Genomic DNA, 26,634 nt, shown 5'->3' with positions numbered 1-26,634 from the left:
GTTTTTTTATAGTAAGCATCTTCAAATTCGATTTGAACTCACCAATTCCAGACCTTCGTCAATTTTCATCATTACTCCATTCGTTAATAAAACCTCAACGGGGAAAACTTCAGCATTCTTATTTGAGAAGAACCATGTGCGCCCCTCATTTACGAATAAAAGATAGGATGCATCTTCACGTGCGCCCATAAATGTTAATTCTTCTGCCGTAATTTCTTTATGGTCTCGTTCAAAAATAGATACTTCATGAAACGCTGATACTGATTTTAATTTATCCTTTACGACAATACTCATCTCCGACATCTTTAGCAGAGATGAAACGGTAAACGGTACCGCACTTTGTTTAGAATCTGAAAGGCGGCAAATAAATTCTACTATATTTCCTGCAGGGTCCTCAAAGTAAATCGATTTCGCATCAATCCCTTCAAAATATACTTCATCTTCGCCTTGTTCTTGCGATAATGTTACTTTTCCTTTAGTCCATTCTTTCGCCTCTTCAAAATGATTTGAAGGGATGTCAAAAGCAAAATGATAGAATGGTTTTTCGTTACAAGGGGCCTCAATGAAAGTGACTGCCGTTTCCCCAACATTCATTGTAAAGCGATCCGGTTCTTCTGATAGTAGAGGGAATTGCAGCTTATTTAAATAAAATTGTTTTGCTGCATCAAAGTTTGAAGCGTACATCGTAACATGTTTAATATTCATACATTTTCCTTCTCTCAATCTGTGATAACTTTAAGTTACCATGTATGCTTCAAATAAGAATCGTTAAATAGACTGAATTTTCGCTTCTCTCGCATGAGAAATTTTATGTTAAAATATGGATATATCATTTGAGCAAGAATTATCAAAAAATTTTTCTCTTCATTCGCTATGATGATGGTGAGGTGAGCAAGTTGTATTACAGTGAAGTAACGCAAAGAGTCATTACATTTATTGAAAGTAATCTAACTGAAGAAATTCAACTGGATACTTTCCCATCAGTCAGAGTGACTTGGTTTAATGTATATAAAATAAGGTTTTTTCTATAATTCTGGTTAAGAAAAGATAATAATGTAAAATAATATAGGGTTGAAAAGGTTTTCTAATATAAAGAAATCCAACTATAAAAGAAAGGAAGCTAGTAAATGAAAAAAAGAATTTTGGCAGCATTCGGTGCACTCATATTTGCATGTAGCTTACCTTTAACGGAAGCATCTGCTGCAAGCACGAAGCAATTTTCAGATGTACCACCTTCAAAATATTTTGCCGAAGCAGTCTATGATTTGGCGGAGCGCAATATTCTGGGAGGCTATCCGGATGGTACTTTCTAAATTTTCAAGCAGGCGTATTTTATATGCCTGCTTTTTTGTGCATACAATAAGAATTTTATGTAAACTAATAATGAAATGAAAAATATAGGGGGTACTCTAACATGCAATATGATGCCAAAAATGCTGAACAATATTTAGAAATGCTCGAAGACGACTGGCGCAAAGAGAAGCTTCTTGCAATAAGGCAAATGATATTATCCTATGGAACTGAATTGGAAGAGTCGATTCGCTATAAGATGCTGAATTTCGGTAGGGATGAACATTATATTTTCGCATTGAACGCGCAAAAACATTACGTCAGCCTCTATGTCGGAACAATCGATAAAATTGAAAACGCTGAGACACTCTTAACTGGCTATAACTATGGCAAAGGATGCATCCGGGTTAAGAAGACAATTAACATGGAAGAGACGGGACTGCGAGACTTTATCCATAAAACAATTGATATGTGGCGTGCCGGGGAAGATACGGATTGTTAAATGAGAGGGACTGTTATAGGCGGTCCTTTTTTATTTGTAGGCTACTATGTTAAAATGAAATTGCCAAGTTTTGTTATTCCGAAAATATTATTCGGGAAATAGTAGTTAACCAGTTTTTATCTGAAATCATTCAAAATTTGAAGGGAAGTAAGATGAAAATGAATATGTTAAATGAAAAAGTACTAGCAGTTATGAATGAAGTTGATTTTTCAGGCAATGTTTTAGTAAAACGAAATAATGATTTATTACAGCAACACAGTATCGGTTTTGCGAATCGTACACATAGCATTTTGAATAATGAGCAAACGCGATTCGGGATTGCTTCCGGTTGCAAAATCTTTACAGCAGTAGCAATTTGCCAGCTTGCAGAGAAGGGAGAGCTTTCATTTGATTCAAAGTTATCCGAGATTTTGGACATTCCGTTTCCACGATTCGATGAGGAAATAACTATCCACCATCTGTTAACACATACAGCCGGGATCCCGGATTACTTTGACGAAGAAGTAATGGAGGATTTTGCGGATTTATGGGTGAGTCAGCCGATGTATTTGATGCGAAACGGCCGTGATTTTTTACCGTTGTTCCAGCATGAACCGATGAAGTTAAAAGTAGGCGAGCGCTTCCATTATAATAATGCGGGCTATATACTTCTTGGTCTAGTCGTTGAACAGGTGAGCGGCAAGGGCTTTGATGATTATGTGACGGAAAATATATTCAAGCGTGCAGGAATGGAGCAATCAGGATACTTTGAACTGGATGCACTTCCTCGAAATACGGCACTGGGCTATATTGAAGAGGAAGACGGCTCATGGAAATCGAATATTTACTCTGTTCCCGTAAAAGGCGGGGCGGACGGTGGAGCTTTTATCACTGTGGAAGACATGCATCGCTTCTGGCAAGCATTGATGAAATTTGAACTTTTAGGCGAAGTGATGACGCAGCAATTGTTAACGCCATATATTCATACGGATGATGACTATGACCGCTTTTACGGCTATGGTGTATGGATTGATAAGAAGGAAGACAGTATCTCGAAATACCATGTGATGGGCTACGACCCCGGGGTGAGCTTTCACTCAGCATATTATCCGGCAAGTGGTTTGGTGAGTGTCGTCTGTTCGAATAAAAGTGAAGGCGCTTTTGACGTCTTTAAGGAAATTGAAAACATCTAGAGTGGAGCCAACTAGCTGAGGCTAGTTGGTTTTTATATTGGGGGTGCGGTTTTCTAATATCCAGCTCGGATCTTCTAATATATCGTGAAAAGTTCTAATAAAATGCCGAACTTCTAATATAATTGTTCGATGTTCTAATAACCCATCAAAATGTTCAAATATCCTCTATAGTTCTTCTAATATCACTCTCAGATTTTCTAATAACCTCAGCATTTGTTCTAATAAAAATAAAATACGATAAGATAGCCCTCAATATTGCCGGGTAATTCACTCGAAATCCTACTCCACACCTGAGTTTTCTAATATCTCTCGGAGAAGTTCTAATAACCAGTTCAACTCTTCTAATATCAGTCGTCAATGTTCTAATAAAAACTAAAACACATTCAGCAAACCCTAATATTGCCGGGAAATTCACTCGAAACCGTACACCACACCCGAGTTTTCTAATATCTCACCGAAAAGTTCTAATAACCCACTCAACTCTTCTAATAACCGAAACAATTGTTCTAATAAAACAAAAAAGCCTTCAGCACCCCGAATATTTCCCGGAAACTAACTTAAAAATCACACCCCTCACCACAGTTTTCAAAACCGCTTCCGAATTCTGCGGCAGATTTCGCAAAAAAAGCGCCCGTACAACCTATGCGAGCACCTCCTATATCAAACGTCTACCGCGTCATCCTCAACCTGATCCCGATCCGCCTTCAACGCTATATAAACCATCATCACCAAGATGAGTGAGGTTCCAAGCCATTGAAATACGCCGAACGGTTCTTTCAGCCATAACACTGTTGCCAGCACGGCAGTCAGCGGTTCAATATTACCAAGCAGGCTCGTTTCCTTAGCAGTAAGAGATTGAAGGCTTTCGATGTAAAACCAGAATGCCAGCATCGTGCCGAAAATAATGACTACAATCAGATAAAATACAGTTGCACCTGTCCATACTGAAACATCCACATCCCATGGAGGCTGCACAAAACTCATTGTCATTCCCGCTATAAACATCGCCCAGCCAACAACGACAAGCGAGTCAAAGCGCTTTAATAGTGGAATGACATAGAGCGTATAAAATGCCAGTGTCACACCGGACAATAACCCCCAAATAATTGCAGGGAGCGGTACGGCAAACGCGGAAAGTGAACCGTTTGTTAATAAAAAGAAGCTTCCGCCAAGAGCTAACACAATTGTTACCGCATCTCTTTTCGTGAATTTGGACAGGCCACGAAACGTCACCCAAATAATGATCATTACCGGTGCCAAGTATTGCAATAAGGTTGCGACCGCTGCATTGCCTTCTTTAATCGAAGCCATATATGTATACTGAACCCCAAGCATTCCAATAATCGCGAAAACGAGTAAGCGGAATGCATCCCGTTTCTCCAGCCAAATCTTGAAAATCTGCCCCCGATCTTTAAATATTGCCTGGGCAATTAAAAGAAGTATACCGGCAATGACAAGGCGTGTTGACACAAGCCAGTTCACTTCAATGCCACAAGAAAACAGTTGTTGTGCCATCGTTCCGCCGATACCCCAGAAAAAACTGCCACACACAACTAATAAAAAGCCAATCATTCGTTTGTTTTTCATGCCAAACCCTCACATTATGTATAATTACTTCATTGTAACGAATTATTATTCTAATTGCTATATCGCTATTAGGGAGATTGCCTTTCACCGTGGTAAAAACCTAACTGCTATTTTAATATAATAAAAAACCGCAATGTCCCTTTTTCGGTACACTAGAGGACATATAGATAGAAAAAGGAGGTGAATTACGATGCTAACAATTAGTGCAGGTCATTACGGAAAGGGGACAGGCGCCTCAGGTTACATGAATGAAGGGGAGGAAACTGTTTCGCTTGTGCAGGAGCTCGGGAAAAAATTGCAGCAAAAAGGTGTGAAGGTCAAAGTAATTATTGACAATCAATCTAAAAGCCAGCAGCAAAATTTGACGTATTTAGTGAAGCAGCATAACGCAACTCAGCGCGAACTTGATGTCAGCATTCATTTTAATTCTGCATCCGCACAGCAAAAAGAAGGAATCGGGACAGAAGTGCTGTATGTAAACCCTACTATGGCAGCATTTGCGCAAAAGATGAGTACCGCAATTGCGAATGCAGGAAAGTTTAAAAACCGCGGGGCAAAACAGCGTACGAACTTGGCATTTTTAAATGGAACAACGAAAAAGGCCATTCTTATAGAAGTATGTTTTGTCAATTCAGAGCAAGATGTAAAGCTATATCGGGCAAATAAAGACCAAATAATTGAAGCAATTGCCGAGACATTGAAAAGCTATTTTCCGAATATAAAAGCACCAACACCAACGCAAGCACCAACACCAGCACAACCAATAAAACCGACACCACCAGCACCAGCACCGGACCCGCAAACGATTACGAGCAAGGCATTACAGCAAAAAGTGGAAGCCATTTTCAACGATAAAGAAGCTGTACGTGAACAGCTTAAGCAAGGTGTTCAAATAGGCGCATTTCAGCCAATATGGTTAGAAAACTTCGATCTTGGCAAATTAACGTTATACGATTATATTGCACTCACGACATTGCAATATCAAAAAAATAACTCGAATATGTAACCTTTTTTTCCTTAAATCGACTAATGTAGTGAAATTACCGAAAGGATGGAACTATATGAAAAAAATTGCACCTTTAGCATTATCTGTACTGCTACTCGGAACCGTTACTGCTTACGCTGATCAGCCAACAACAGAAGGGACTGAAGAAGTGGAAAAAGCAGGTACTTTTATCCAGCACAGAGGGAATATCACTGCAGTCGAACAGAGGGAAAACGCCAAATTATTTACAGCAGAACTTAATGACAATGTGTTCAATTTCTATGTAGATGACAAAACACTTGTTTTTGACGAACACGGCAATGAAGTGAAGCTGAAAATTGGTGATACGATTTCACTTTCAATTTACGCGGATCAGCCAATGATCTTAATTTATCCGCCGCAATATGCACCACCTGTAGTTATTGTGGAAAAAGATGATACTGCCAACTCAGTAAAGGTCGCGCAATTTGACGAAAACTTCTTAAGTGACGACGGAAATTTAAAGCTGAATTTAAATGAGGAATCGGTCATTATTAATACAAAAGGCAAAAAGGTGTCTGCAAAGGAATTGAAAAACTACAGCGCAATTGTATTTTACGGACCAACGACAAAGAGTATTCCAGCACAGACAGCACCAGAAAAAATCATCGTTTTCCCAAAACTTGAAGAAGAAGTAGAAAAACCTGAAATTGCACCAGAATTACAGGAACTAATTGGTGAAGATTATAAAGAAGTCGATGGCAAAATCATGGTACCGTTACGCATTGTCGCAGAAGAACTTGGCTTTAAAGTCACTTCGACAGGAGATGGTGCGGTCATCTCAAAAGATGCTTTGTCGTACACAATTACACGAGGCGAGAAAACTTATGGCCATAATCGTGCACTTAAACATTTTGACGTTGCCCCAGCATTACTGGAAGAAAACAAAACATATGTACAGTATGATTTTGTTAAAGAATTACTGAACTAAAATCAAATATTTTGCCGGGCTAAAATTCATACAACCTATGAATTTTAGTCATTTTTTATATTAAAAAGGTGCTTTGAATTAAAATCAAAGCACCTTGTTTTACTGTATAGAGCGCGGCTGTTTCTTTATTAATATTACAAATAAACTTGCCATGACACAGCAGACACCGGCCATAAAAAATGCCCAAGTATAAGTATTGAAATAAGAATATAACATCCCCCCACCATATGCGGCAGTTGCAGCACCTACTTGGTGAGATGCAAAAATCCACCCGTAAATAATCGCGCTTTTATGTACTCCAAATATTTGTCTTGAAAGATTGATCGTCGGCGGTACAGTTGCCACCCAATCCAATCCGTAAAATACAGTGAAAACAAGAATCCAAGTCAGATTGCCTTCCATTAACGCAAAAGGAAGCAAAACTAGAGAAGCCCCTCTGAACAAATAATACCAAAACAGAAGCCAGCGATTATCAATACGATCGGACAGCCAACCGGAAAGTGTTGTTCCTACCATATTGAAAACGCCCATAAATGATAGCAAGGAAGCCGCAGTCACGATAGGTATGCCGAAGCTGATACAGTATGAAATAAAGTGAGTCCCGACAAGCCCGTTCGTTGAAAAGCCGCAAAAAAAGAAACTTCCTGCCAATAACCAAAATTCTTTAGCGCGTATAGCTTCGGCCAACCCTTTAAATGCCAAAACAATGGGATTGCCTTTTGATTGAACATCCGCGACCTCTAAATCCTCTGTCTGACCATATGGAAGGATGCCGATTTCTTTTGGTGTGTTTCTCATAAACAAAAAGATGAGGAAAAATATTACAGAACTAATCGTTATTATTAAACCGATTGCCCATCGCCACGAGTAATTTTCGATGATTGTGGCTAATACAGGGAGGAGTATTAACTGACCCATTGCCGTACTCGCAGTCAGAATCCCTGTTGCAAGTCCTCTTTTTTCTTTAAACCAGTGATTCGCTACATATGGACTTAAAACCGTTAAAAACAGACTGGAGCCAAGTCCGATAATTACTCCCCATATAATAATCAGTTGCCATGATTGATTCATCAGGAAAATTAATAGAAGACCAATCAATAACGTCCCCATTGAAGCAAGCATCATTTTCTTTAATCCGAATTTTTGAAGTAATGCTGCCATGAATGGACCAGCAAATCCGTAGAAAAACAAGCTGATTCCAAAGGCTAGGGAAATCACTTGACGATCCCAGCCGAATTCTTGTTCAAAAGGAGTCAAGAAAACCCCGGATGATGCCATCGCAATCCCGGCGGCAATAATGGAGCAGAATGATATAGCAAGAATAATCCAGCTACAGTGAATTTTTTTCAACTGAACACCGCCTTTTTTTACTCTATTTTAATTTTAAATAGGATTGTATCATATGTAAAATTATATTTTCAGATTGTTTTGAAATTTATTGTGTGGGGTTTGCTATTTAATGATTCTCTATATGTTTTTATAAATATATTTCTAGGATTGACTGCATATGTTAGGTAACAACACTAGCAAGGATGTGGTTACATTTATGGATAAGGCACTCATTATTATCATTGCTTTAAGAATTATGTCCGGAAGTATAGAATTAACGGCTGCTGCATTAATGTTTAAATTCAATGATTTAGAAAAAGCCTTTTATATTAATACGCTACTAGCCCTAGTCGGTCCGGTTGTTTTAATTGTTACAACAGCACTAGCATTGCTTGGCCTGGCAGAAAAGATTTCACTGACACGTATAATATGTCTTTTCTGCGGGATTTCCCTCATACTTTTCAGTTTAAAATCTGCATGAAACATAAAAAGGACCTATACAGCTATTGCTGTTAGGTCCTTATTTCTATGTTATTTCTTTTGGTACAATATCGTCTACTTTGATGAACTTTATAACGAAAAATAAAAGTATTAACCCTAATATACCTGCAGTAATATAGCTAATATTCAGGTGGTCTTTCATGACAAGTGACATGATAGGCGGACCTGCTGCAACACCGATAAATCTCGCAGAACTATAGAATGAAGATACAGTACCACGTAATTCTTTTCTAATATTATCCGTAATAATGGTGTCAAGCGCAGGCAATAGAGCACCGATCGCTATTCCGACTATACTTGTGACAATCAGCAAAAGGATGAGTTTTTTGCTTGTAAACCCGACAAAGATAATGCTGACAGACATTGCAATCAAGGAAACAATAATAATTTTCTTAATTCTGTTTAAATCTCCTTTAATTTTCCGACCGGAAATAAAAGAAGAAATACAGAGAAGTAAAAGCGGGATGGCCAGTACAAAACCTTTCTTAATCCCTTTAATATCATGAACCTTTTCCAGATTTTCTGATAAGAAGAATAACATGCCGAATAATATGAGCATCACAAGGACCCCGTTAAGGAATACCGTATACAGCCATTTTCCTTCGTCTTTGAAAACTTCTTTTGTATTACGTATAAATTCCTTAAACTTCAAAGGTTCATCCTTATCTTTAGGCACTTTAACAAAGAAGAATATAAGTGCAATGGAAATTAAACTGAGTGCTGATATAGAAAAGAACGGAAGGAACCATAATATAGCAGCAAAAACTGAGCCTAAAATAGGACTCAATACTTTTCCGAATGTATTTGAAGTTTCTATTATCCCTAAAGTTGAACTGATTTTCTCATCATCATCTTGATACAGGTCACCTACAAGAGGTAAAACAATGGGCATCGCTCCGGCGGCACCTATACCTTGAATAATCCTGCCGATAATAATCATTGTGTAAGGGTCATCCATTTTCCATGAAGCAAACCCTGCGATTAGTCCGCCGATTAAAGCTAAGATCAGACTCGGTAATATGACGACTTTCCTGCCAAAGCGATCCGATAAATAGCCTGCTACTGGAATAAGAAAAATTGCTGCGACAGAATAGCTTGTAATAATCATACTTGATTGAAATGATGTAATTCCCACTTTGTCTTCTAGTATTGGGAGCACTGGAATAAGCATTGAATTTCCTAAAGTCATGATGAGAGGAATAGAAGTCAGACTTACAATACACCATATACTTACATGTCCCTTATTTTTGTCCATTACCACACCTCGGCTAATTTTATATTTATTTAGGTATGGTTTCCTTTTGGGATTATTTTATACGCAAGCCTTTTTGTCTATGCTTTCATCAATTAAAATAACAAATGAAAAGCCTGATTTCCAAAGTAGATTCCAAATCCAATCATAAAGATCGATGAAATAACAGTTACAGTTTTCAGCAGCTTAATGGATAATAATTTGCGGGCGACACTGGACAAAAATGAATAGAGAAAATCCACTAAAATAATGCCGAGCAATATGGCGCTGCTAATTATTATGATGTCAAATCCACTAGCGATACCCGCTGTTTTTGCAAGGATTGAGCCATAAATTCCTAACCAAAAAAGGATTGTTATCGGGTTTAACAAAGACATCAATAATCCAGCTAATAATGAATGTCTTAGTCTTACGATCCGGCCGGTTTTTGAATTCATTTCAATTTTATGTAGCGTCAGTAAGCTTTCTATCCCTGTATACAAAAGAACGAAACAACCGAATGACCATAGTATTGTTTGTAAAAGTATTGAATCAATGAATTTTCCAACTCCAAAATAAACAACGAACATATAGACAATGTCAGTAGTCAAAGCACCAAGACTGAAAAACCAGGCATGAAAAAACCCGTTCTTTAAACCTGTATTTAAAAGGACGTTCTTAACAGGTCCAAATGTAGCGGCCATCGTTATGCCTAAAAAGATATAGGTAAATATTGAATTCATAAAATGTCCTCCATTAATTACATATTTGTGCATTTTATTCGATGGTGGGGTTTTTTAGGACTAGTAATAGGCTGAGCTGATTATTTATTTTTGAGGAATTTTTTTCATGGCAATTAAGGAGGAGAAGGTTTATATTCAATAAATAGATTATTAATTGGATTTATTGTTATAATTTTAAAGTATGATGATATTCACAAAATTTAAATTATAGGGAGGCAGTCATTATGCAAATAGATAAAAATATGCAGGAAATGTTTTCGAACTTCATTTTACAACGAGTAAAAGAGGACAAGATGGAGGAAGCAAAAGCTTTACTTGCCGAAAATTTTAAAAAGCAGGATGAAGGTACATTTACTAAAGAGGACGTTGAACAGTTTGTTCCAAAAATGATGGAGTATTTAAAACCGGAAAAAATTGAAGAGATTCGTACAATCGCAAAACAATTTTCTATCAATTTCTAATAAATTAATACGAATTCAAAAAAAATTATAGACTCAAAAAGAATCCATTTGTCCGAAATATTACGGACTGGATTCTTTTTTTTGCTTTTAAAAAAACACCGACAATTCGCTCTATTGCAACAATGTTAAATAGACCATTTACCCTTTATTTCCACTTAACAAACCAAGAATATTATTCCATGTAATCTTTTTGTAACTAGACTGTAACAAGATTTTGACATTAAATATGGATTTACCTCTATTTTTTTCCGGTTTTGTACTATACAATGAGGGGGACAGCTTATGAAAGGATAGGGAACAATGAATCAAAAACTGATTACATTGGTTGTTGCAATCTTCCTCGTTTGTACACTAGCTGTTACACCGACATCAGCTAAAGTAGTATTTGCAGATGTTGCGACAACCGATGCCACTTACGACGAGATCCAGTATTTAATTAGCCTTGGGGCGATTAAAGGATATCAGGAAAAGGGCAAAACGTACTACAAACCCAACATGAGTGTGACGCGTGCACAAGCTGCAAAAATGGCAGTCATTGCTGCAGGTAAAAGTCCACTAAAAGTAAGTAAATCCTCGTACACAGATGTTAAAGTCGGGACTGAACAATCGACATACATCGAACGTGCACGTCAACTTGGATTATTTACTAAAACATCAGGGAATTTTTCTCCTAATGCCACTTTGTCTCGTGAAGAAATGAGTCACGTTTTATCTAAAGCATTTAATTTAAATGTAAGTGACTATAATGATTTACCGGTGTACTTCCCAGATGTATCGAATTCGAATACATATGCTCCGTATATTAAAGCAATCTACTATAATGGGATTACAAAAGGTAGTGACGGCAAATACATGCCAAAAGGCTCGGTAACACGAGCACAATTCGCATCATTTATCGCAAGAGCAAAAAGCGATGAATTCCGACTAGCCTTACCCGAACACCTTGATTCAGTTGATACGACACAAGTAATTGGTCTTGTATCTGTAACAACAGACGGCTTAAATGTTCGTACAAAGCCAACAACATCAAGTGCAGTGATTGGAAGAGTAAATTCGGGCGGTAAGTTATCGGTGTATGCTGTGGAAGGTAATTGGTTAAAAGTTTCTTATCAAGGCTATTACGGTTATATCAGTAAATCATATGCCAAATTCCTTGAACAAGACGGCAATGCCATTGGACCATCAATTAAAGCTGTCAAGACAAATACAATTATAAATCTGTATTACAAACCGACATCGTCATCTAAAAAAATTAAACAAATTTCTGCCGGTTCAACATTGTCAGTCTACAAAGAAATTGACGGTTATTATTTAACAACAGTAGGTGGGATTCCTGGCTATATTGTAAAAAATAGCACGACGGATGTAGGGGGTTCAAATGTAACTCCGCCACCATCAGAAACGGATTCCGATAATAACAATCCTGTCGTAACATCCGGTACAACAGGTAAAGTAACGGTTGCGAGTTTAAACATGCGCAAATCGGCATCAGGATCATCAGCGACAATTAAAAAGTTATCAAAAGGAACAGTAATTGCGGTACATTCCATTAATGGCTATTGGGCAAAAGTAACAGCGGGCAAAGATACAGGCTATGTGCACAAATCGTACATTAAACTAGTGAACGAAAAAGGCAGTCCTATTAAAGACCGTATTATTATTTTAGACCCAGGGCACGGTGGTAAAGATCCAGGTGCTGTTAACTCTGGTAGTACTGAAAAAGCGATCGTTTTAAAGGTAGGCAATCTTGTCAAACAAAAACTTGAAGCGAACGGCGCAACTGTATATACTACACGTTCAGGAGATACGTATCCATCCCTTCAGGACCGCGTGAAATTTACGAAGGACAAGTTTGGTGAAGTTTATGTAAGTATTCACGTAAACTCGGCGACATCTACAAGTGCAAAAGGTACTGAAACGTACTACAGCATTACAACAGGTGACCAGTATGAAGAGGATAAAAAGCTTGCGACGTATATCAACAATGAGATTGTCAAAAATGCGGATATGAAAAACCGTGGTGTAAAAGAAGCACAGTATTATGTGACTCGCAATATGATCATTCCTTCTGTATTAGTAGAACTTGGGTTCATCTCAAATGCTGAAGACCGTAAAAAATTAATCAATGATAAGTATGTAGAAATCTATGCACAATCAATTTATAACGGGATTGTCGATTACTACAGAAAATAAAATATGCTGTTTAATGGCTTAGTTCTTTTAAAAGGACTAAGCCATTTTTATTTAAGCATGATAGAAAAATATGGTAAAATTTATTAAAATTAACTTTTTCATACTGGGGGTTGAAATGAAGCTGTCAATAAAAATAGTCTTATTAATTGGATTTGTTTTAAGTGTTTATTATGTCTGGAATCAATATGAAATGTACCGGCTTTCTAAAGAGTTCGATGAATGGCATACAGTGGACAGTAAAGAATTAACAAAGGGTCACAGTCGCTAAATATCCATCAAATGATTCATCAGTTTCTTACCATATGGATGAAGTGAATGATCTTTACCTTATGCTGGAGACGATGCCATCCGAAAGGGTACGTAAAGCAAAAGAAACCACATCCTATTATACGATTAAATTCTCGGACCAATCGCTCGGGAAGCCGGTCACCTATACGATTTACGATAATGATAGAGTAAAACGGGAAAAAGAGGGAACAAATGTCTGGACAACCGGCTATCTAAAATTAAAAGAACCCTTTGACCGTAATTTGCTGGAAGAGTGGATTAAAAATAATGAATAGTGCGGTGATTTAATTGACATTTAAAATGATAAAAAAAGAATTCAAGTTGGTTGGCTTAAAGGGCAGTGGGGAGTATGAAAACTTTGGAAGTGAAGTACCATTGCTTGCAAAACGGTTATTAAGCCGTTCGAGTGAAATCGACTTCCCGACTGAAAGTGAAATTGCATTGTATGAGCCTAAAAAGAGTGCCGACCATACGACGGGCAATTTCTATGTAGGACTTATCGTTCGCGAGAGAGTGAACAAAATCCCGACAGGAATGGATTATTTAGAGACAGATAACCATTATATCACGACAAGAGGGAACATAATGGAACTGGATAAACTTCATGAAGGTTTGCTGAATTGGGGAACAGCGCAAGGTTATAAAAGAGATCTTGATTCTTATATTATCGAAACTTACCACCCTGTCAACGGAGGGGAAGAAGTAGAAATCTATTTACCAATCATTGCGTAGAACTTAAAAGGGAGAAGAAAAATGGGCGAAAAATTAGTGAGAGTCGGAACAACTTATATACCGGTAACGGATGTGGATCGATCTGCAGAATGGTATGTGAAGAACTTGGAAGCGGCTTTAAGTTACAAAGACACGGATAAAGCCATATTAAACTTTGCAAATCAAAGTTTCTTTCTAGTGAAATCGAATGAAAATGAAAGTGCCAATTTTAAAGATAAATATGGAAACGAACGTTTTTCAATAACATTTGAAGTTGATGGATTTCATGCTTTAGCAAAATTGCATAAAGAATTTCAGCAAAGCGGTGTCGAAGTCGGTGAGATTGAAGACCGCGGGCATGCAGGAAGAAATTTTGTCTTTTATGATTTGGATAAAAATAAATTCGATGTGTGGAGCGAACTGAGCCCTGCTTTTAAAGAAAAATTTAAATAAATTCTCTACGGACTTAGTATGGATGAATTCCTTACTAAGTTTTTTACGTAATAATGAATCTTTTCATGTTCTGTTCCGTACATAAACATAGTGGCGAATGAAATTATTTAGTATTTTTATAAACATTACTTATTACATAATTTTTTACTTATTTTATATTTGGAATAATTGCTATATAATGGAATTCGCTAGTTCTTATAAACAGGAGGTACGCTCATGGTGTTACAACTGAAAGATGTGACGAAACGCTACCGTGATTTCGTTGCAGTAAACCGATTGAACTTTACAATTGAAAAAGGCGAAATATTTGGCTTAATCGGGCAAAATGGTGCAGGTAAAACGACTACATTCCGAATGATTCTGGATTTACAGGATACAACAGAAGGTACCATTACATGGGATGGGCAGCCGATTAAATCGGTAAGCCGTGATTTTTTAGGTTATTTACCGGAGGAGCGCGGTATTTTCCCGCAAATGAAAGTGGAAGAGCAGCTTTACTTTTTCGGCGAGCTGCATGGAATGGATAAAAGCGAGCTGAAAAAAGATATCGACTTTTGGATCGAGCGCTTTGATCTGGAAGAAAAACGAAATGTGAAAGCTGAGACTTTATCAAAAGGTAATAAGCAAAAGGTTCAATTAATCGCCAGCTTTATTCACAAACCGGCATTCTTAATTCTTGATGAACCGTTTAGCGGACTGGACCCGGTTAACATGGAGTTGCTGAAAAATGCAATTCTGTATTTGCGCGATCAAGGAATGACGATTTTATTCTCGAGTCACCAAATGGATAACGTTGAGGAGCTCTGTGATCACTTATGCTTACTTAAACGCGGTGAATCCCTGTTTTCAGGCTCGCTGCTTGATTTGAAAAAGCAGTACGGTAAAACGAAACTGACAGTACGTACTGACAAATCTTTTGAAGTATTAAGCAACTACCCAGGTGTGAATCATGTCAAAATGGAACGGGATTCACAGGCGGTACTGACACTTGAAGATGAAAAATATGCACCTGAAATTTTTGACCTGCTTTCAAACGGCAATTATATCGAAAAATTCAGTTTAGATTATTTATCGCTGCATGAAATTTTCAAAGAGAAAGTAGGTGCCGGCCTTGTCTAAATTTAAAGTGCTTATTAAAAAATTATATAAACAGAAAATTACATCGAAATCCTTTATTTTAACAACATTGCTTTACTTAGTAGTGCTAAGCGGGTTTATGTTCTGGTCTGAAATCAAAGACCTTATATTCTCGGGGGATGCCGATACGATTGCGGTTGTAAATGAAACTGACTTTGATATCGCGCAAGTGCTGCAGGATACAGATGATGTGGAATATGTATATGTTGAATCGGGGGATATCGCGGATAAATTGAAGGACGGAGACTATTATGCGGCCTTTACCTTATCAGATGCAGATGGCAAACTAGCGGCGAAAATTGAATCCTATGATCCGCTTCCGCTAAATGACCAGCAAGATTTCCAAAGTGCGCTAAGTCAAGCAGGTCAGCTGTATGCAATGAGCCAAATGGAATTATCACCAGAGCAGCAACAGCTACTATTATCGTCAGAACCGGTCATCACATTAAATTCTCTGAATGAAGCTGCGGATGACGGTAAATCTGCCGAAGAAAAAATGGCGGGTGTTTGGGTTTCGTATGCGATTGGAATTATCATTTATATTTTTGTTGCATCGTATTTATCAATGATTACAACAGATGTTGCTTCGGAAAAAGGGTCTCGTGCATTGGAAATGTTATTAGTGAGCGTGAAGCCTGAAGTGCATTTCCGTTCAAAAATTGTCGGTGTATTTTTAGTCGCCCTTACACAATTCGTTATTCTTTTCGGAGGCCTCTTATTATTGCTACGCTTCTCGGATGGCGGAAACAAATGGTCCATTGTAACAGATCTGCTTAATTCTCTATCGATCAGTTACTTCTTGTATATTATCGGGTTCTTATTCTTAACGATTTTCATGTATTTAATTATCGGTGCATTATTCGGATCCCTTGTTTCAAAAGTAGAAGAGGCAGGGCAAGTAATGATGCCGGCAATGATGCTGACACTTGTTGGATTCTACGTAATGCTGACAGGTATGGGTAACCCGGATACAATGCTGATTAAAGTATTCTCGTACATTCCATTTACATCAGGTATGGTTATGCCGATGCGTTTAGGTGCAACGGATATGAATGCCATTGAACCAATCATTAGCTTCGTTCTTTTAGTTGTAACAGTACTGACACTTTACTTCCTAAGTCTGTCATTCTACAAACGAAGTGTACTGACATATTCATCAGGCGGTATTATTGAAAAAATGAAAACGGTATTTAAAGTAACAACTTAACTTTTAAATTATGCTCCCCATTATGTGGACAGAAAATCTGTTCATCTTAATGGGGAGCTTTTTCATGCCTTCCATAAAAAATTTCCTTCCTAATATAAGTCAACCTAAATAAAAACATGGTTGACGTAAAAGAATGATTACTTTATATTTACGTTAACCTTATAAAAATATAGGTTAACAAAATGGTTTTATTTTAAATATTGTTTAAACAATTAAAATCTTACTGATCAATAGGGGGAAGTATTAATGAATTGGGTTCAATTAGCTGAAGAAGTTCTCGAAGGAAAAATACTTACGCATGAAGAAGCGTTAGCCATTGTCCATGCACCGGACGATGAATTGCTACTATTAATGCAAGGGGCCTTCCTTATTCGGAAGCACTATTACGGTAAAAAGGTAAAACTAAATATGATTATGAATGCTAAAAGTGGCTACTGTCCTGAAAACTGCGGCTATTGTTCACAATCATCCATTTCTACTGCACCAATTGAAAAATATCCGTTTATAACAAAAGAAGAAATCATTGCCGGAGCTAAAAAAGCATTTGAAAATCAGATTGGAACGTTTTGTATAGTTGCAAGTGGACGCGGACCGACACGGAAAGATGTAAAGGTTGTAAGTGAAGCGGTTCAGGAAATTAAAGAACAATACGGATTAAAAGTATGTGCTTGTTTAGGGCTGCTGAAAGATGAACAGGCAGAACAATTAAAAACAGCTGGAGTCGACCGCTATAATCATAATTTGAATACATCCGAAAAGCATCACGATTATATTACCACTTCACATACATATAAAGATCGGGTCAATACGGTTGAAATTGCTAAAAAATATGGGATGTCACCTTGTTCGGGGGCCATTATTGGAATGCGTGAAACGAAACAGGATGTTGTTGATATTGCCTATGCACTTCATGCGCTGGATGCAGATTCCATTCCAATCAACTTTTTAAATGCAATTGACGGGACAAAGCTGGAAGGTACTAAGGAGCTGGATCCCCGCTATTGCTTAAAAGTACTTGCCTTATTCCGTTATATTAACCCAACAAAGGAAATACGAATCGCTGGAGGACGTGAAATCAACTTAGGTTCGTTACAGCCACTTGGGTTGTATGCTGCAAATAGTATTTTTGTAGGGGATTATTTAACAACAGAAGGTCAAGAGGAAAATGCGGATTATGCATTAATCAGAGATTTAGGCTTTGAAATTGAAATCAATGAGAAGCAGGCAGCACTTCAAATGTAGGCTGGATATGAGAGTTCATCTACCTAATTAATTATAAAAAAGCAATACTAGCAAGCGTCAACTCAACATGCGAGTAGCTATTCGCAAGCATTCGTAGTAAACTGATATTGTACGGAGAGATTTGTATCTAAAACAAGTCTCTCTTTTTTATGAACGAAAAACAGTAGTAAGGATGAAAGCATGAGAAAAAAAACAGAACTACAAGTAGAAAGTAAAGCGATTAAGGATTTGACGAATGGCAATCCATTAATTTTAAAAGATACAGTTGTAATGCCGGAAGTATCGATTGAAGAAGGCAGCCTTCTTCATTTAGTTGATAAAAGCGGCGGCTATATAGCAACTGGCTATTGCGGTATTCAAAACAAGGGAATCGGCTGGGTGCTGACTCGTAAAGAAAAAGAGCAGATTGATGTGAAGTTCTTTACGAAGAAAATCCGTGAAGCTGCTGAAAAACGTGCAGACTTTTTTGCCTCTGAAGATACAACTGCTTTCCGTGTTTTTAATGGTGAAGGTGACGGCATTGGCGGTTTGACAATTGATTTCTTTAACGGCTTTTACATGGTGAGCTGGTACAGTGAAGGAATTTATTCATTCCGCAATGATATCTATGAAGCATTGAATGCGGCAGTGAATACTCGCGGGATTTATGAAAAACTGCGCTTTGATACAAATGGTCAATATATCGATCAGGATGATTATGTATCCGGTGAAAAAGGCGAATTCCCGCTGATCGTTCAGGAAAACGGCATGAACTTTGCGGTTGATCTGAATGATGGGGCAATGACAGGGATTTTCCTAGATCAGCGTAATGTACGTAAAGCATTACGTGACCGCTATTCAACAGATAAGACGGTACTGAATACATTCTCGTATACAGGTGCGTTTTCGGTTGCCGCAGCTTTAGGCGGAGCATCGGGTACGACTAGTGTCGATTTGGCAAAACGCAGCTTACCGAAAACAATTGAGCAATTCAGTGTGAATGGGATTGACTATGAATCACAAGATATTAAAGTGATGAACGTGTTTGACTACTTCAGCTATGCAGCAAGAAAAGGCCTGAAATTTGATGTCGTTGTACTGGATCCGCCAAGTTTTGCCCGTACGAAAAAAATGACGTTCAGTACGTCAAAAGATTATCCGAAATTGCTCAAGGATGCATTAACGATCACAAACAATGGTGGAGTGATTATCGCATCAACAAACAATGCAAGCTTTAATATGAAAAAGTTCAAAACATTCATCGATAAAGCATTTAAAGACAATGGGGCACGCTATAAAATTTTAGAAGAGCACCAATTGCCGGAAGATTTCACTGTGCCGCATAACTTCCCGGAATTCAATTATTTAAAAGTAGTCATCATACAGGTGATGAACTAATCGGAGTGATAAGATATGAAATACAACAAAACAACGATGCTGAAATTAATCAATGAGCATCGCGAACTGCATGACGAACTGAAAAAACTGAAATCGGAAATGGGACTGGAAAAAAACTTCGCGGTTAAAGCGCTGTACCATTCAGCTGTGGCTGAAGATGGCCCATATATGAAAGATTATCAGGACTTGGAACGTTTACGCTAATACAGGCACCGCAACGATTGAATCCAATTGTTGCGGTGTATTTTTTTGAACGTGACCATTAAATTAACTGTAAATAATCATGATACAATACAGCTATAATATGTAAAATTGAGGGGAAGACTATTGAGTATTAGAGAACAAAGAAAACAACAGCGCAGGGAACAAATTATACAGGCAGCAAAGTCTTTGATGTTGGACAGCGGAATTCAGCAAGTTCAATTACAGGACGTTGCAAATGAAGTAGGGATTGGTATTGCAACATTTTATCGTTATTTTGCGAATAAAGAATTACTCGTTTTAGCAATTAATAATGAAATAACTAATGAAATGAAAAATTCTATCAAACAAATTGCAGATGAACCAATGACTGCTTATGAACAAATTGAACGGATATTAACTTATTATATTGAGTTAATCGATGACCCGCAGCATCAGTTTGTGAAGTTTTTTAAAGCATTCGAAGCATATAAACCGATTTCTGAAGAGACATACGAGTACAAGGAATATGTAGATATTCGAAGAGAAATGGCCAATGTTTTGTATTCTATAGCAGAAAAAGGAATGGAAGACAAATCAATACGAGCAGGCATTGATATTCCGGAGTATGTGTTTACTGTCGTACAAAATATAAGTTACTTTACTGTAGAATCCTATTTGACAGAGCATGACCCTAATCTACCCGTGAAATTAGATCCTAAAAAGCAGTTAAAGCTGATTAAAGAGATGTTTTTACAATTCATAGCCACTAAAAATTGACGTACCGATCAAACATTGTTATTGTTAAATCGAGATAGTGATAGTTAACTATCATATTTTTAGGAGGATGATTTTGATGTCTCGATTAACAGGTAAAGTTGCTATTATTACAGGTGCTGCTCAAGGTATGGGTGCCGCCCACGCTAAGGCATTTGTAGAACAAGGTGCAAAAGTAGTTTTAACAGATTTAAATGAAGAAAAAGGGAAAGCATTTGCTGCAGAATTAGGGGAAAATGCAATCTTCGTAAAACAAAACGTTACTTCCGAGGAAGATTGGACAACTGTTATCGCGAAAGCAGAAGAAGCATTTGGTCCTGTAAACGTATTAGTAAATAATGCAGGAATTTCGATGAACAAAAATATGCTGGAAATGTCTTTAGATGAATACATGAAAATCGTCAATATTAACCAAGTATCAGTATTCTTAGGTATGAAAGCAGTAGCGGCTTCAATGATGAAAGCTGGTGGCGGTTCAATTGTCAACATTTCATCAATCAATGGCTTAGTTGGTGGTGCTGTAGGCTATACAGATACTAAATTTGCTGTTCGTGGTATGACGAAAGCAGCTGCATTAAACTTGGCGCCAATGGGTATTCGTGTAAACTCAGTACACCCAGGTGTTATTGCAACACCGATGATCATGCAGGAAGATGCAAAAGCTGCAATCGAAGAATTTGCAAAGCATATCCCGCTGAAACGTGTATCACAACCAGAAGAAGTATCTCAATTAGTAGTCTTCTTAGCATCGGACGAGTCAAGCTACTCAACAGGAGCGGAGTTTGTTGTTGATGGTGGAATAACAGCGCAATAATTTGAAAAAACTGCACTCTAATTGTGTTAGAGTGCAGTTTTTATTTGCTTTATTTTTTCGTTTTCTTCACTAACCATCTCTTATAGCTGTACATCGTTATCACTGCGAGCACAAGCACAATCAGTGTGATGACAATAACAAGCGTCCAAAATGAGCCTTCGTCATTATCATCGGAATTCGTTTCATCCTTTAATGTATCGACAAGTGAATCTACATCGTCGGCAATTTTTTCAGTTGTATCAGCTGCATTATCTTCTTCCTTCTTTGTCTCCGCAGGCGCATTTACTGCAAATGAAAATGAACCTGATAATGGATGTCCATCCTCGCTAATACTATTCCATTCAACTGTATAAGTGTCATTTGGAAGAGGATCAAGCATAATTCCGGATAGGACTCCATCATTTACAGAAATAGAATGAATCTCCATCTCCTTACCATCACTTGCTATTACCTTAAATATACTGCCTTCTTCAATTTTTCCTTCATACGTTAAATCAATATTTTTAATATTTTCGTCAACAGTCTCACCTTCAGCAGGATTAGTTGATACTAAGTGTGTATGTGCGAATGCTCCCGGTACACATAATAAAAATGTAGCAACAAACGATAATAATAATTGTTTCCTCAATGAAAAAACTTCCTTTCGATATTCATTTAGCAGTTCCCATAGCTGCAGAAAAATTAAAAAAATCTGCTGGAAATGGAGTTTTGAATATAGTATGGACAAAAAGATACAGAAATATTGAAAGCGAAAATATAAATGTAAAAACCATTACAAAATCAACAGAGAAAGTTTAATTGAAAAAATAATTCGGAATCCGAAAAAATATTTGTAAAATATATCGGAAAATTAAAATATTTGGTAAAATGGGGGAACTTGAGTAAAAAAGAGGGTGAAAGAATGAAGGTATTTCTTAAATTAGGTTGGTTTTTTAAAGAGCGAAAATACCAATACACAGTCGGGCTTCTAATGCTTGTATTAGTAGCCATCCTGCAGCTCGTGCCGCCGAAAATTATCGGCTTCACTATCGATGAAATCGGTGCACGTACATTAACGAAAGCAGGCTTGTTTAAATGGCTCGCCATCATCATCGGTGTAGCAATTGCCATGTACATACTGCGATATTACTGGCGTCAAATGATTTTTGGATCGTCCAACCTGTTGGCGCGAACATTACGCGAAAAGCTCCACCGCCATTTTACACAAATGTCACCGTCGTTTTATCAAAAAAATCGTGTCGGTGATTTAATGGCACATGCAACAAATGATATTAGTGCAGTGCAGCAAACAGCTGGCGGCGGGGTTTTAACATTATTTGACTCGCTTACAACAGGGGGATTTGTCATTTTGGCAATGGCAATCACAATTGACTGGCGTCTGACATTAATTGCACTCATTCCGATGCCGCTAGTCGCCTTATCGACGAGCTATTACGGCAAGCTTCTGCATGAGCGTTTCCGTCATGCCCAAGCTGCGTTTTCTGATTTAAACGATAAAACACAGGAAAGTATCAGCGGGATGAAAGTGCTGAAAACTTTTGGTCAGCAACAGGAGGACGTTGCGGATTTTACGAAGCTTTCCGATGAAGTTGTGGAAAAAAATATGCGCGTAGCAAAAGTCGATTCATTATTTGACCCGACAATCAGCTTTGTTGTCGGATTAAGTTTTATGTTAAGCCTTGGATTCGGGACGAAATTTATTTTGGAAGATGCGATGACTGTCGGTGATTTAGTTACTTTCACGACGTATTTAAGTATTCTGATCTGGCCGATGCTGGCAATTGGAATGCTGTTCAATATCGTCGAGCGAGGCAGTGTTTCATATGACCGGATCGAACGCATTTTAAATACCCCGATTGAAATCGATGACAAGATTGACGCAATTGAAGAAAATCCTTCAGGAGATCTTATATTCAACGTCACATCATTTACATTCCCTGGAGATGCGGCACCGACATTACACGATGTGCATTTTGAGCTGAAACGCGGCGAAACACTCGGAATCGTCGGTAAAACAGGTGCGGGGAAGACATCGATTTTAAAGCTGCTGCTTCGTGAGTTTGAAGGATATGAAGGAACGATTCAATTTGGTGAACACAACATAAATGACTATAAGAAAAGTTCTCTCCGTCAGGCAATTGGTTATGTACCGCAAGATCATTTTTTATTTTCGGCAACACTTTATTCCAATATTGCCTTTGCCAATCCCCGTGCAATCATGGAGGAAGTTCGTGCGGCGGCAGCATTAGCAAATATTGATGAAGATATAATGAGCTTTACAGATGGTTACGACACGATTGTCGGAGAACGAGGGGTATCTCTTTCAGGTGGACAGAAACAGCGAATTTCCATCGCTAGGGCATTACTGATGAAACCTGAACTGCTAATATTGGATGATTCTTTATCTGCGGTAGATGCGCGTACAGAAGAAGCGATTTTACATGCATTAAAAGAAGAGCGGAAAAATGCGACAACGATTATTACATCACATCGTCTAAGCGCAATCCAGCAGGCACATGTCATTATCGTTGTTGATGAAGGTACAATTATTGAAAAAGGTACCCATGAACAGTTAATGGCACTGGAAGGAAGCTATTATGAAATGTACCAGTTACAGCAACTTGAGCAGTTAGTGGAACAGGGGGGTGACCAAGATGGCGAATGAGACGATTTCAAGTAAAGAACAGCGCCTCGTATTAAAGCGCCTCTTTACGTATTTAAAGCCACATAAAAAGATATTGGCCATTGCGCTGTTTCTGCTTGTTTTAACCGTTCTCGGAGATATTATTGGTCCGTATTTGATCAAAGTGTATATCGACGACCATCTAATGATCGGCAATTTTGATATGACCCCAATCGTCACACTCGGTGTTGGGTACTTTATTATTCAATTGCTGAACGTTATTATCACATATTATCAAAATATTAAATTCCAGGAGCTAGCACTAAAAGTTATTCAGCAACTGCGAATTGATGTGTTTTCAAAAATTCACAGACTTGGCATGCGCTATTTTGATCAGGTTCCGGCCGGTTCAATCGTGTCCAGGGCAACAAATGATACGGAAGCAATTAAAGATATGTTCGTGTCGGTACTCATCAGCTTTGTACAGGCGGCGTTTTTAATTGTCGGTGTGTATTTTGCGATGTTTTTCCTAAATGCAAAGTTAGCATTTTACATGCTTCTTTTGCTGCCTGTTATTATGTACATCATTTGGCTATACCGCAAAATGAGTTCGGTTGTGTATATGCGCATGCGGGAAAAACTGAGTGAGCTTAATGCGAAACTTTCTGAAACATTATCAGGAATGAGCATCGTGCAGGCATTCCGTCAAGAACCTCGTTTCAATGACGAGTTTGACCGTGTTAATGAAGAGCATTTCCAGTCAATGATGGCCAATACGAAAATGAACAGTCTTCTGCTTCGTCCGATTATTGACTTAGTGTACTTTACAGCAATCGTTATTTTACTGTTTTACTTCGGATGGACATCATTTGAAACAGCGGTGGAAGTCGGGGTTGTTTACGCGTTCATAACTTATATGAACCGTTTCTTTGATCCGATTAATCAAGTAATGGAACGTCTCGCACTGTTCCAGCAAGCGATTGTAGCGGCATCCCGTGTATTTGAGCTGATAGATAATGAAGAGCTCGAGCCAGCACAGCAAAACAAGCCGGTTCAAGTTTCAAAAGGCCATATCGAATTTAAAAATGTTTCGTTTAGCTATGACGGCAAGCAAGATGTGCTGAAAAATATTTCGTTCACGGTCAACCCTGGAGAAACGGTTGCGTTAGTCGGGCATACCGGTAGCGGAAAGAGTTCAATTATCAATCTCCTAATGCGTTTCTATGAATTTAAGCGCGGTGAAATTTTAATTGACGGCCAGTCGATCAAAGAATACGAACAGCGGGAACTACGTGAAAAAATGGGGCTCGTGCTTCAAGATCCATTCCTTTTTTACGGAACGATTGATTCGAACATTCGATTGTATAATGAAAATCTCACATTACAGAAGGTGAAGGAAGCGGCAGAGTTTGTGCAGGCAAATGATTTCATTGAATCGCTTCCGGATGGCTATGGAAGTCGTGTGATAGAGCGTGGTTCGACGTTCTCAAGCGGACAGCGCCAACTCGTGGCTTTTGCGCGGACAATTGCGACAAACCCGAAAATCCTAGTACTTGATGAAGCAACGGCAGCGATTGATACTGAAACAGAAGTCGGCATTCAGCAGTCATTGGAAAAAATGCGCAAAGGCCGTACTACGATAGCGATCGCGCACAGACTGTCGACAATTCAGGATGCTGAGCAAATATTAGTATTGCATAAAGGTGAGATCGTCGAACGCGGTACACACCAGCAGCTCATCGCACAAAAAGGGTTATACCACAAAATGTACTTACTGCAAAATGGTATAGTGGAATAATTTAAAAGTGTGCTATTAAGCTACAATTATTTACTTCTCAAATAGGGACATCTATAATGAGAGTATCAAAAATTAGAAGGTGCACCAATGTCAGAACTAAAGAAGGGCGTCATTTTAGCAATCGGCGCCTATTTAATGTGGGGGATCATTCCTCTGTACTGGAAGCAGCTGCAGCATGTCGGCAGTGTAGAAATTTTAGTAGGACGTGTAATTTGGTCCTTTGTATTCACCGTTCTGTTTGTGTTGCTGATCCGTCAGTACAAACAGATGATAGCAGATATAAAAATGCTATGGAAAAATAAGAAACAGTTTTTTTTACTGTTCATAGCATCGGTTTTTGTTTCGCTCAATTGGGGAATCTTTATTTGGGCCGTAAACAATGGACATTTACTACAGACGAGTTTAGGTTATTATATTAACCCGCTTATATCCGTATTGTTCGGGTTGATCTTTTTTAAAGAGAAAATTTCCCGGGCAACTGCAGTAGCCGTCATCATTGCGGCCATCGGGGTAGGGTATCAGGCGATACTAGGTGGAACGATTCCTTGGGTATCACTTGCGCTGGCTCTAACATTTGCTTTTTACGGTGTTATTAAAAAGCAGATTCCGCTCGATGCGACACGCGGACTCGCAATTGAAACATTGTTTGTTTTACCAATTGCCGTTGGGATCTACATTTATTTAATGAATACGTCGGAAATTGCCTTTATGCAAGTGGACTGGAAAACTAATCTATTGTTAATGGGCGGCGGGATCGTAACGGCCTTGCCACTTGTCCTATTTGCAAAAAGTGCGCAAAAAATTCCGCTTTATTTAATGGGTTTCATTCAATTTTTGGCACCAACGATTAGCTTAATGCTCGGCATCTTTTTATACAAGGAGCCTTTTACACTGACGGAATTCATCACTTTCGTATGTATTTGGCTTGCGGTATTCATCTTTTCGGCATCCAAAGTGCTCGAAGCGAGAAAACATCATGCGACGTATAATAAAGAGAATGAAGTTAAAGTATAATCATGCGATCAAAATAAAGAAAGAACGACCATTTTGCAACTTGCAAATG

29 protein-coding genes are annotated in these 26,634 nt (G+C 38.2%); 23 read left to right on the top strand and 6 right to left on the bottom strand.

Annotation, left to right across the window (positions count from 1 at the left end; translation table 11 throughout):
- Nucleotides 1–21: 21 nt before the first annotated feature.
- Nucleotides 22–705 carry a VOC family protein gene (locus B5473_RS16415; RefSeq protein WP_079527095.1) on the bottom strand — a complete coding sequence of 228 codons (684 nt, stop codon included), beginning with the start codon at nt 703–705 and terminating at the stop codon, nt 22–24.
- A gap of 422 nt (nt 706–1,127) precedes the next feature.
- Between B5473_RS16415 and B5473_RS16405 the strand changes: the two genes are divergently transcribed.
- The 3 genes from B5473_RS16405 (at nt 1,128) to B5473_RS16395 (ending at nt 2,964) form a co-directional block, all read left to right on the top strand.
- On the top strand, nt 1,128–1,313 hold the full coding sequence (locus tag B5473_RS16405) for an S-layer homology domain-containing protein (protein WP_079527091.1): 186 nt from the start codon (nt 1,128–1,130) through the stop codon (nt 1,311–1,313).
- A 101-nt stretch (nt 1,314–1,414) separates the two neighbouring features.
- Complete coding sequence (locus tag B5473_RS16400) at nt 1,415–1,792, top strand: DUF1801 domain-containing protein (RefSeq protein ID WP_079527089.1); 378 nt, start codon at nt 1,415–1,417, stop codon at nt 1,790–1,792.
- A gap of 152 nt (nt 1,793–1,944) precedes the next feature.
- Nucleotides 1,945–2,964 carry a serine hydrolase domain-containing protein gene (locus B5473_RS16395; RefSeq protein WP_079527087.1) on the top strand — a complete coding sequence of 340 codons (1,020 nt, stop codon included), beginning with the start codon at nt 1,945–1,947 and terminating at the stop codon, nt 2,962–2,964.
- Nucleotides 2,965–3,624: 660 nt separating this feature from the next.
- Here B5473_RS16395 and B5473_RS16390 read toward each other — a convergent pair.
- On the bottom strand, nt 3,625–4,551 hold the full coding sequence (locus tag B5473_RS16390; protein ID WP_079527085.1) for an EamA family transporter: 927 nt from the start codon (nt 4,549–4,551) through the stop codon (nt 3,625–3,627).
- 190 nt (nt 4,552–4,741) lie between these two features.
- Between B5473_RS16390 and B5473_RS16385 the strand changes: the two genes are divergently transcribed.
- Together B5473_RS16385 and B5473_RS16380 are read left to right on the top strand one after the other, a co-directional pair.
- A complete protein-coding gene (locus B5473_RS16385; RefSeq protein ID WP_079527083.1) occupies nt 4,742–5,557 on the top strand; it encodes an N-acetylmuramoyl-L-alanine amidase in 816 nt (271 codons plus the stop codon).
- A gap of 55 nt (nt 5,558–5,612) precedes the next feature.
- Nucleotides 5,613–6,506 (top strand): stalk domain-containing protein, encoded by an 894-nt coding sequence (locus B5473_RS16380; protein WP_079527081.1) that lies wholly within the window; start codon nt 5,613–5,615, stop codon nt 6,504–6,506.
- 99 nt (nt 6,507–6,605) lie between these two features.
- Here B5473_RS16380 and B5473_RS16375 read toward each other — a convergent pair whose 3' ends face one another.
- The gene (locus B5473_RS16375; protein WP_079527079.1) at nt 6,606–7,856 is read right to left on the bottom strand and encodes an MFS transporter; all 1,251 of its coding nucleotides are present in this window, start codon (nt 7,854–7,856) and stop codon (nt 6,606–6,608) included.
- A gap of 196 nt (nt 7,857–8,052) precedes the next feature.
- On the opposite strand from B5473_RS16375, the gene B5473_RS16370 reads away from it, so the two are divergent.
- Nucleotides 8,053–8,316: a YqhV family protein gene (locus tag B5473_RS16370; RefSeq protein WP_420820144.1), complete on the top strand. Its 264-nt coding sequence runs from the start codon at nt 8,053–8,055 to the stop codon at nt 8,314–8,316.
- Nucleotides 8,317–8,361: 45 nt separating this feature from the next.
- On the opposite strand, the gene B5473_RS16365 is transcribed toward B5473_RS16370, so the two are convergent.
- Nucleotides 8,362–9,591: an MFS transporter gene (locus B5473_RS16365; RefSeq protein WP_079527072.1), complete on the bottom strand. Its 1,230-nt coding sequence runs from the start codon at nt 9,589–9,591 to the stop codon at nt 8,362–8,364.
- A gap of 92 nt (nt 9,592–9,683) precedes the next feature.
- The gene (locus B5473_RS16360; protein ID WP_079527070.1) at nt 9,684–10,310 is read right to left on the bottom strand and encodes a LysE family transporter; all 627 of its coding nucleotides are present in this window, start codon (nt 10,308–10,310) and stop codon (nt 9,684–9,686) included.
- Nucleotides 10,311–10,534: 224 nt separating this feature from the next.
- Here B5473_RS16360 and B5473_RS16355 point away from each other — a divergent pair, with 224 nt between their 5' ends.
- The 13 genes from B5473_RS16355 (at nt 10,535) to B5473_RS16300 (ending at nt 21,150) form a co-directional block, all read left to right on the top strand.
- Entirely contained in the window at nt 10,535–10,771 is a 237-nt protein-coding gene (locus tag B5473_RS16355) for a hypothetical protein (RefSeq protein WP_079527068.1), read from the top strand.
- 300 nt (nt 10,772–11,071) lie between these two features.
- A complete protein-coding gene (locus B5473_RS16350) occupies nt 11,072–12,964 on the top strand; it encodes an N-acetylmuramoyl-L-alanine amidase (protein ID WP_079527066.1) in 1,893 nt (630 codons plus the stop codon).
- A gap of 115 nt (nt 12,965–13,079) precedes the next feature.
- The gene (locus B5473_RS20980) at nt 13,080–13,232 is read left to right on the top strand and encodes a hypothetical protein (protein WP_254865356.1); all 153 of its coding nucleotides are present in this window, start codon (nt 13,080–13,082) and stop codon (nt 13,230–13,232) included.
- A 34-nt stretch (nt 13,233–13,266) separates the two neighbouring features.
- A complete protein-coding gene (locus B5473_RS20975; protein ID WP_254865355.1) occupies nt 13,267–13,527 on the top strand; it encodes a hypothetical protein in 261 nt (86 codons plus the stop codon).
- Nucleotides 13,528–13,552: 25 nt separating this feature from the next.
- Nucleotides 13,553–13,984: a GyrI-like domain-containing protein gene (locus B5473_RS16340; RefSeq protein ID WP_254865354.1), complete on the top strand. Its 432-nt coding sequence runs from the start codon at nt 13,553–13,555 to the stop codon at nt 13,982–13,984.
- A 21-nt stretch (nt 13,985–14,005) separates the two neighbouring features.
- A complete protein-coding gene (locus B5473_RS16335) occupies nt 14,006–14,416 on the top strand; it encodes a VOC family protein (RefSeq protein WP_079527062.1) in 411 nt (136 codons plus the stop codon).
- Between the two features lie 216 nt (nt 14,417–14,632).
- Nucleotides 14,633–15,535: an ABC transporter ATP-binding protein gene (locus B5473_RS16330; RefSeq protein WP_079527060.1), complete on the top strand. Its 903-nt coding sequence runs from the start codon at nt 14,633–14,635 to the stop codon at nt 15,533–15,535.
- On the top strand, nt 15,519–16,760 hold the full coding sequence (locus B5473_RS16325; protein ID WP_439848473.1) for an ABC transporter permease: 1,242 nt from the start codon (nt 15,519–15,521) through the stop codon (nt 16,758–16,760). The genes B5473_RS16330 and B5473_RS16325 overlap by 17 nt, the downstream gene beginning before the upstream one ends.
- Before the next feature lie 246 nt (nt 16,761–17,006).
- On the top strand, nt 17,007–18,002 hold the full coding sequence (bioB, locus tag B5473_RS16320) for a biotin synthase BioB (protein WP_079527056.1): 996 nt from the start codon (nt 17,007–17,009) through the stop codon (nt 18,000–18,002).
- A gap of 180 nt (nt 18,003–18,182) precedes the next feature.
- A complete protein-coding gene (locus tag B5473_RS16315; RefSeq protein ID WP_079527053.1) occupies nt 18,183–19,379 on the top strand; it encodes a class I SAM-dependent rRNA methyltransferase in 1,197 nt (398 codons plus the stop codon).
- A gap of 15 nt (nt 19,380–19,394) precedes the next feature.
- Nucleotides 19,395–19,583: a hypothetical protein gene (locus B5473_RS16310; protein ID WP_008403793.1), complete on the top strand. Its 189-nt coding sequence runs from the start codon at nt 19,395–19,397 to the stop codon at nt 19,581–19,583.
- A 123-nt stretch (nt 19,584–19,706) separates the two neighbouring features.
- Entirely contained in the window at nt 19,707–20,339 is a 633-nt protein-coding gene (locus B5473_RS16305; RefSeq protein ID WP_079527051.1) for a TetR/AcrR family transcriptional regulator, read from the top strand.
- A 76-nt stretch (nt 20,340–20,415) separates the two neighbouring features.
- Nucleotides 20,416–21,150, top strand: a complete 735-nt coding sequence (locus B5473_RS16300) for a glucose 1-dehydrogenase (protein WP_079527049.1) — start codon at nt 20,416–20,418, stop codon at nt 21,148–21,150.
- 49 nt (nt 21,151–21,199) lie between these two features.
- Here the strand turns inward: B5473_RS16300 and B5473_RS16295 are convergent, their stop codons facing one another.
- Nucleotides 21,200–21,778 carry a copper resistance CopC family protein gene (locus B5473_RS16295; protein WP_079527047.1) on the bottom strand — a complete coding sequence of 193 codons (579 nt, stop codon included), beginning with the start codon at nt 21,776–21,778 and terminating at the stop codon, nt 21,200–21,202.
- On the opposite strand from B5473_RS16295, the gene B5473_RS20725 reads away from it, so the two are divergent.
- The 4 genes from B5473_RS20725 to rarD all read left to right on the top strand — a co-directional run bounded on the left by B5473_RS20725 (nt 21,778) and on the right by rarD (nt 26,585).
- Nucleotides 21,778–21,948 carry a hypothetical protein gene (locus B5473_RS20725; protein ID WP_176142093.1) on the top strand — a complete coding sequence of 57 codons (171 nt, stop codon included), beginning with the start codon at nt 21,778–21,780 and terminating at the stop codon, nt 21,946–21,948. The two genes, B5473_RS16295 and B5473_RS20725, sit on opposite strands and share 1 nt — an antisense overlap.
- Nucleotides 21,949–22,051: 103 nt before the next feature.
- Nucleotides 22,052–23,815, top strand: a complete 1,764-nt coding sequence (locus B5473_RS16290; RefSeq protein ID WP_079527045.1) for an ABC transporter ATP-binding protein — start codon at nt 22,052–22,054, stop codon at nt 23,813–23,815.
- Nucleotides 23,805–25,571 carry an ABC transporter ATP-binding protein gene (locus B5473_RS16285; protein ID WP_079527043.1) on the top strand — a complete coding sequence of 589 codons (1,767 nt, stop codon included), beginning with the start codon at nt 23,805–23,807 and terminating at the stop codon, nt 25,569–25,571. Before B5473_RS16290 ends, B5473_RS16285 begins: the two co-directional genes overlap by 11 nt.
- An 87-nt stretch (nt 25,572–25,658) precedes the next feature.
- On the top strand, nt 25,659–26,585 hold the full coding sequence (gene rarD, locus B5473_RS16280) for an EamA family transporter RarD (protein WP_079527041.1): 927 nt from the start codon (nt 25,659–25,661) through the stop codon (nt 26,583–26,585).
- Nucleotides 26,586–26,634 lie beyond the last annotated feature (49 nt).

It is taken from the genome of Solibacillus isronensis, from assembly GCF_900168685.1.
GTDB lineage: Bacteria > Bacillota > Bacilli > Bacillales_A > Planococcaceae > Solibacillus > Solibacillus isronensis_A.
This window is presented reverse-complemented; position numbering and strand designations above follow the sequence as displayed.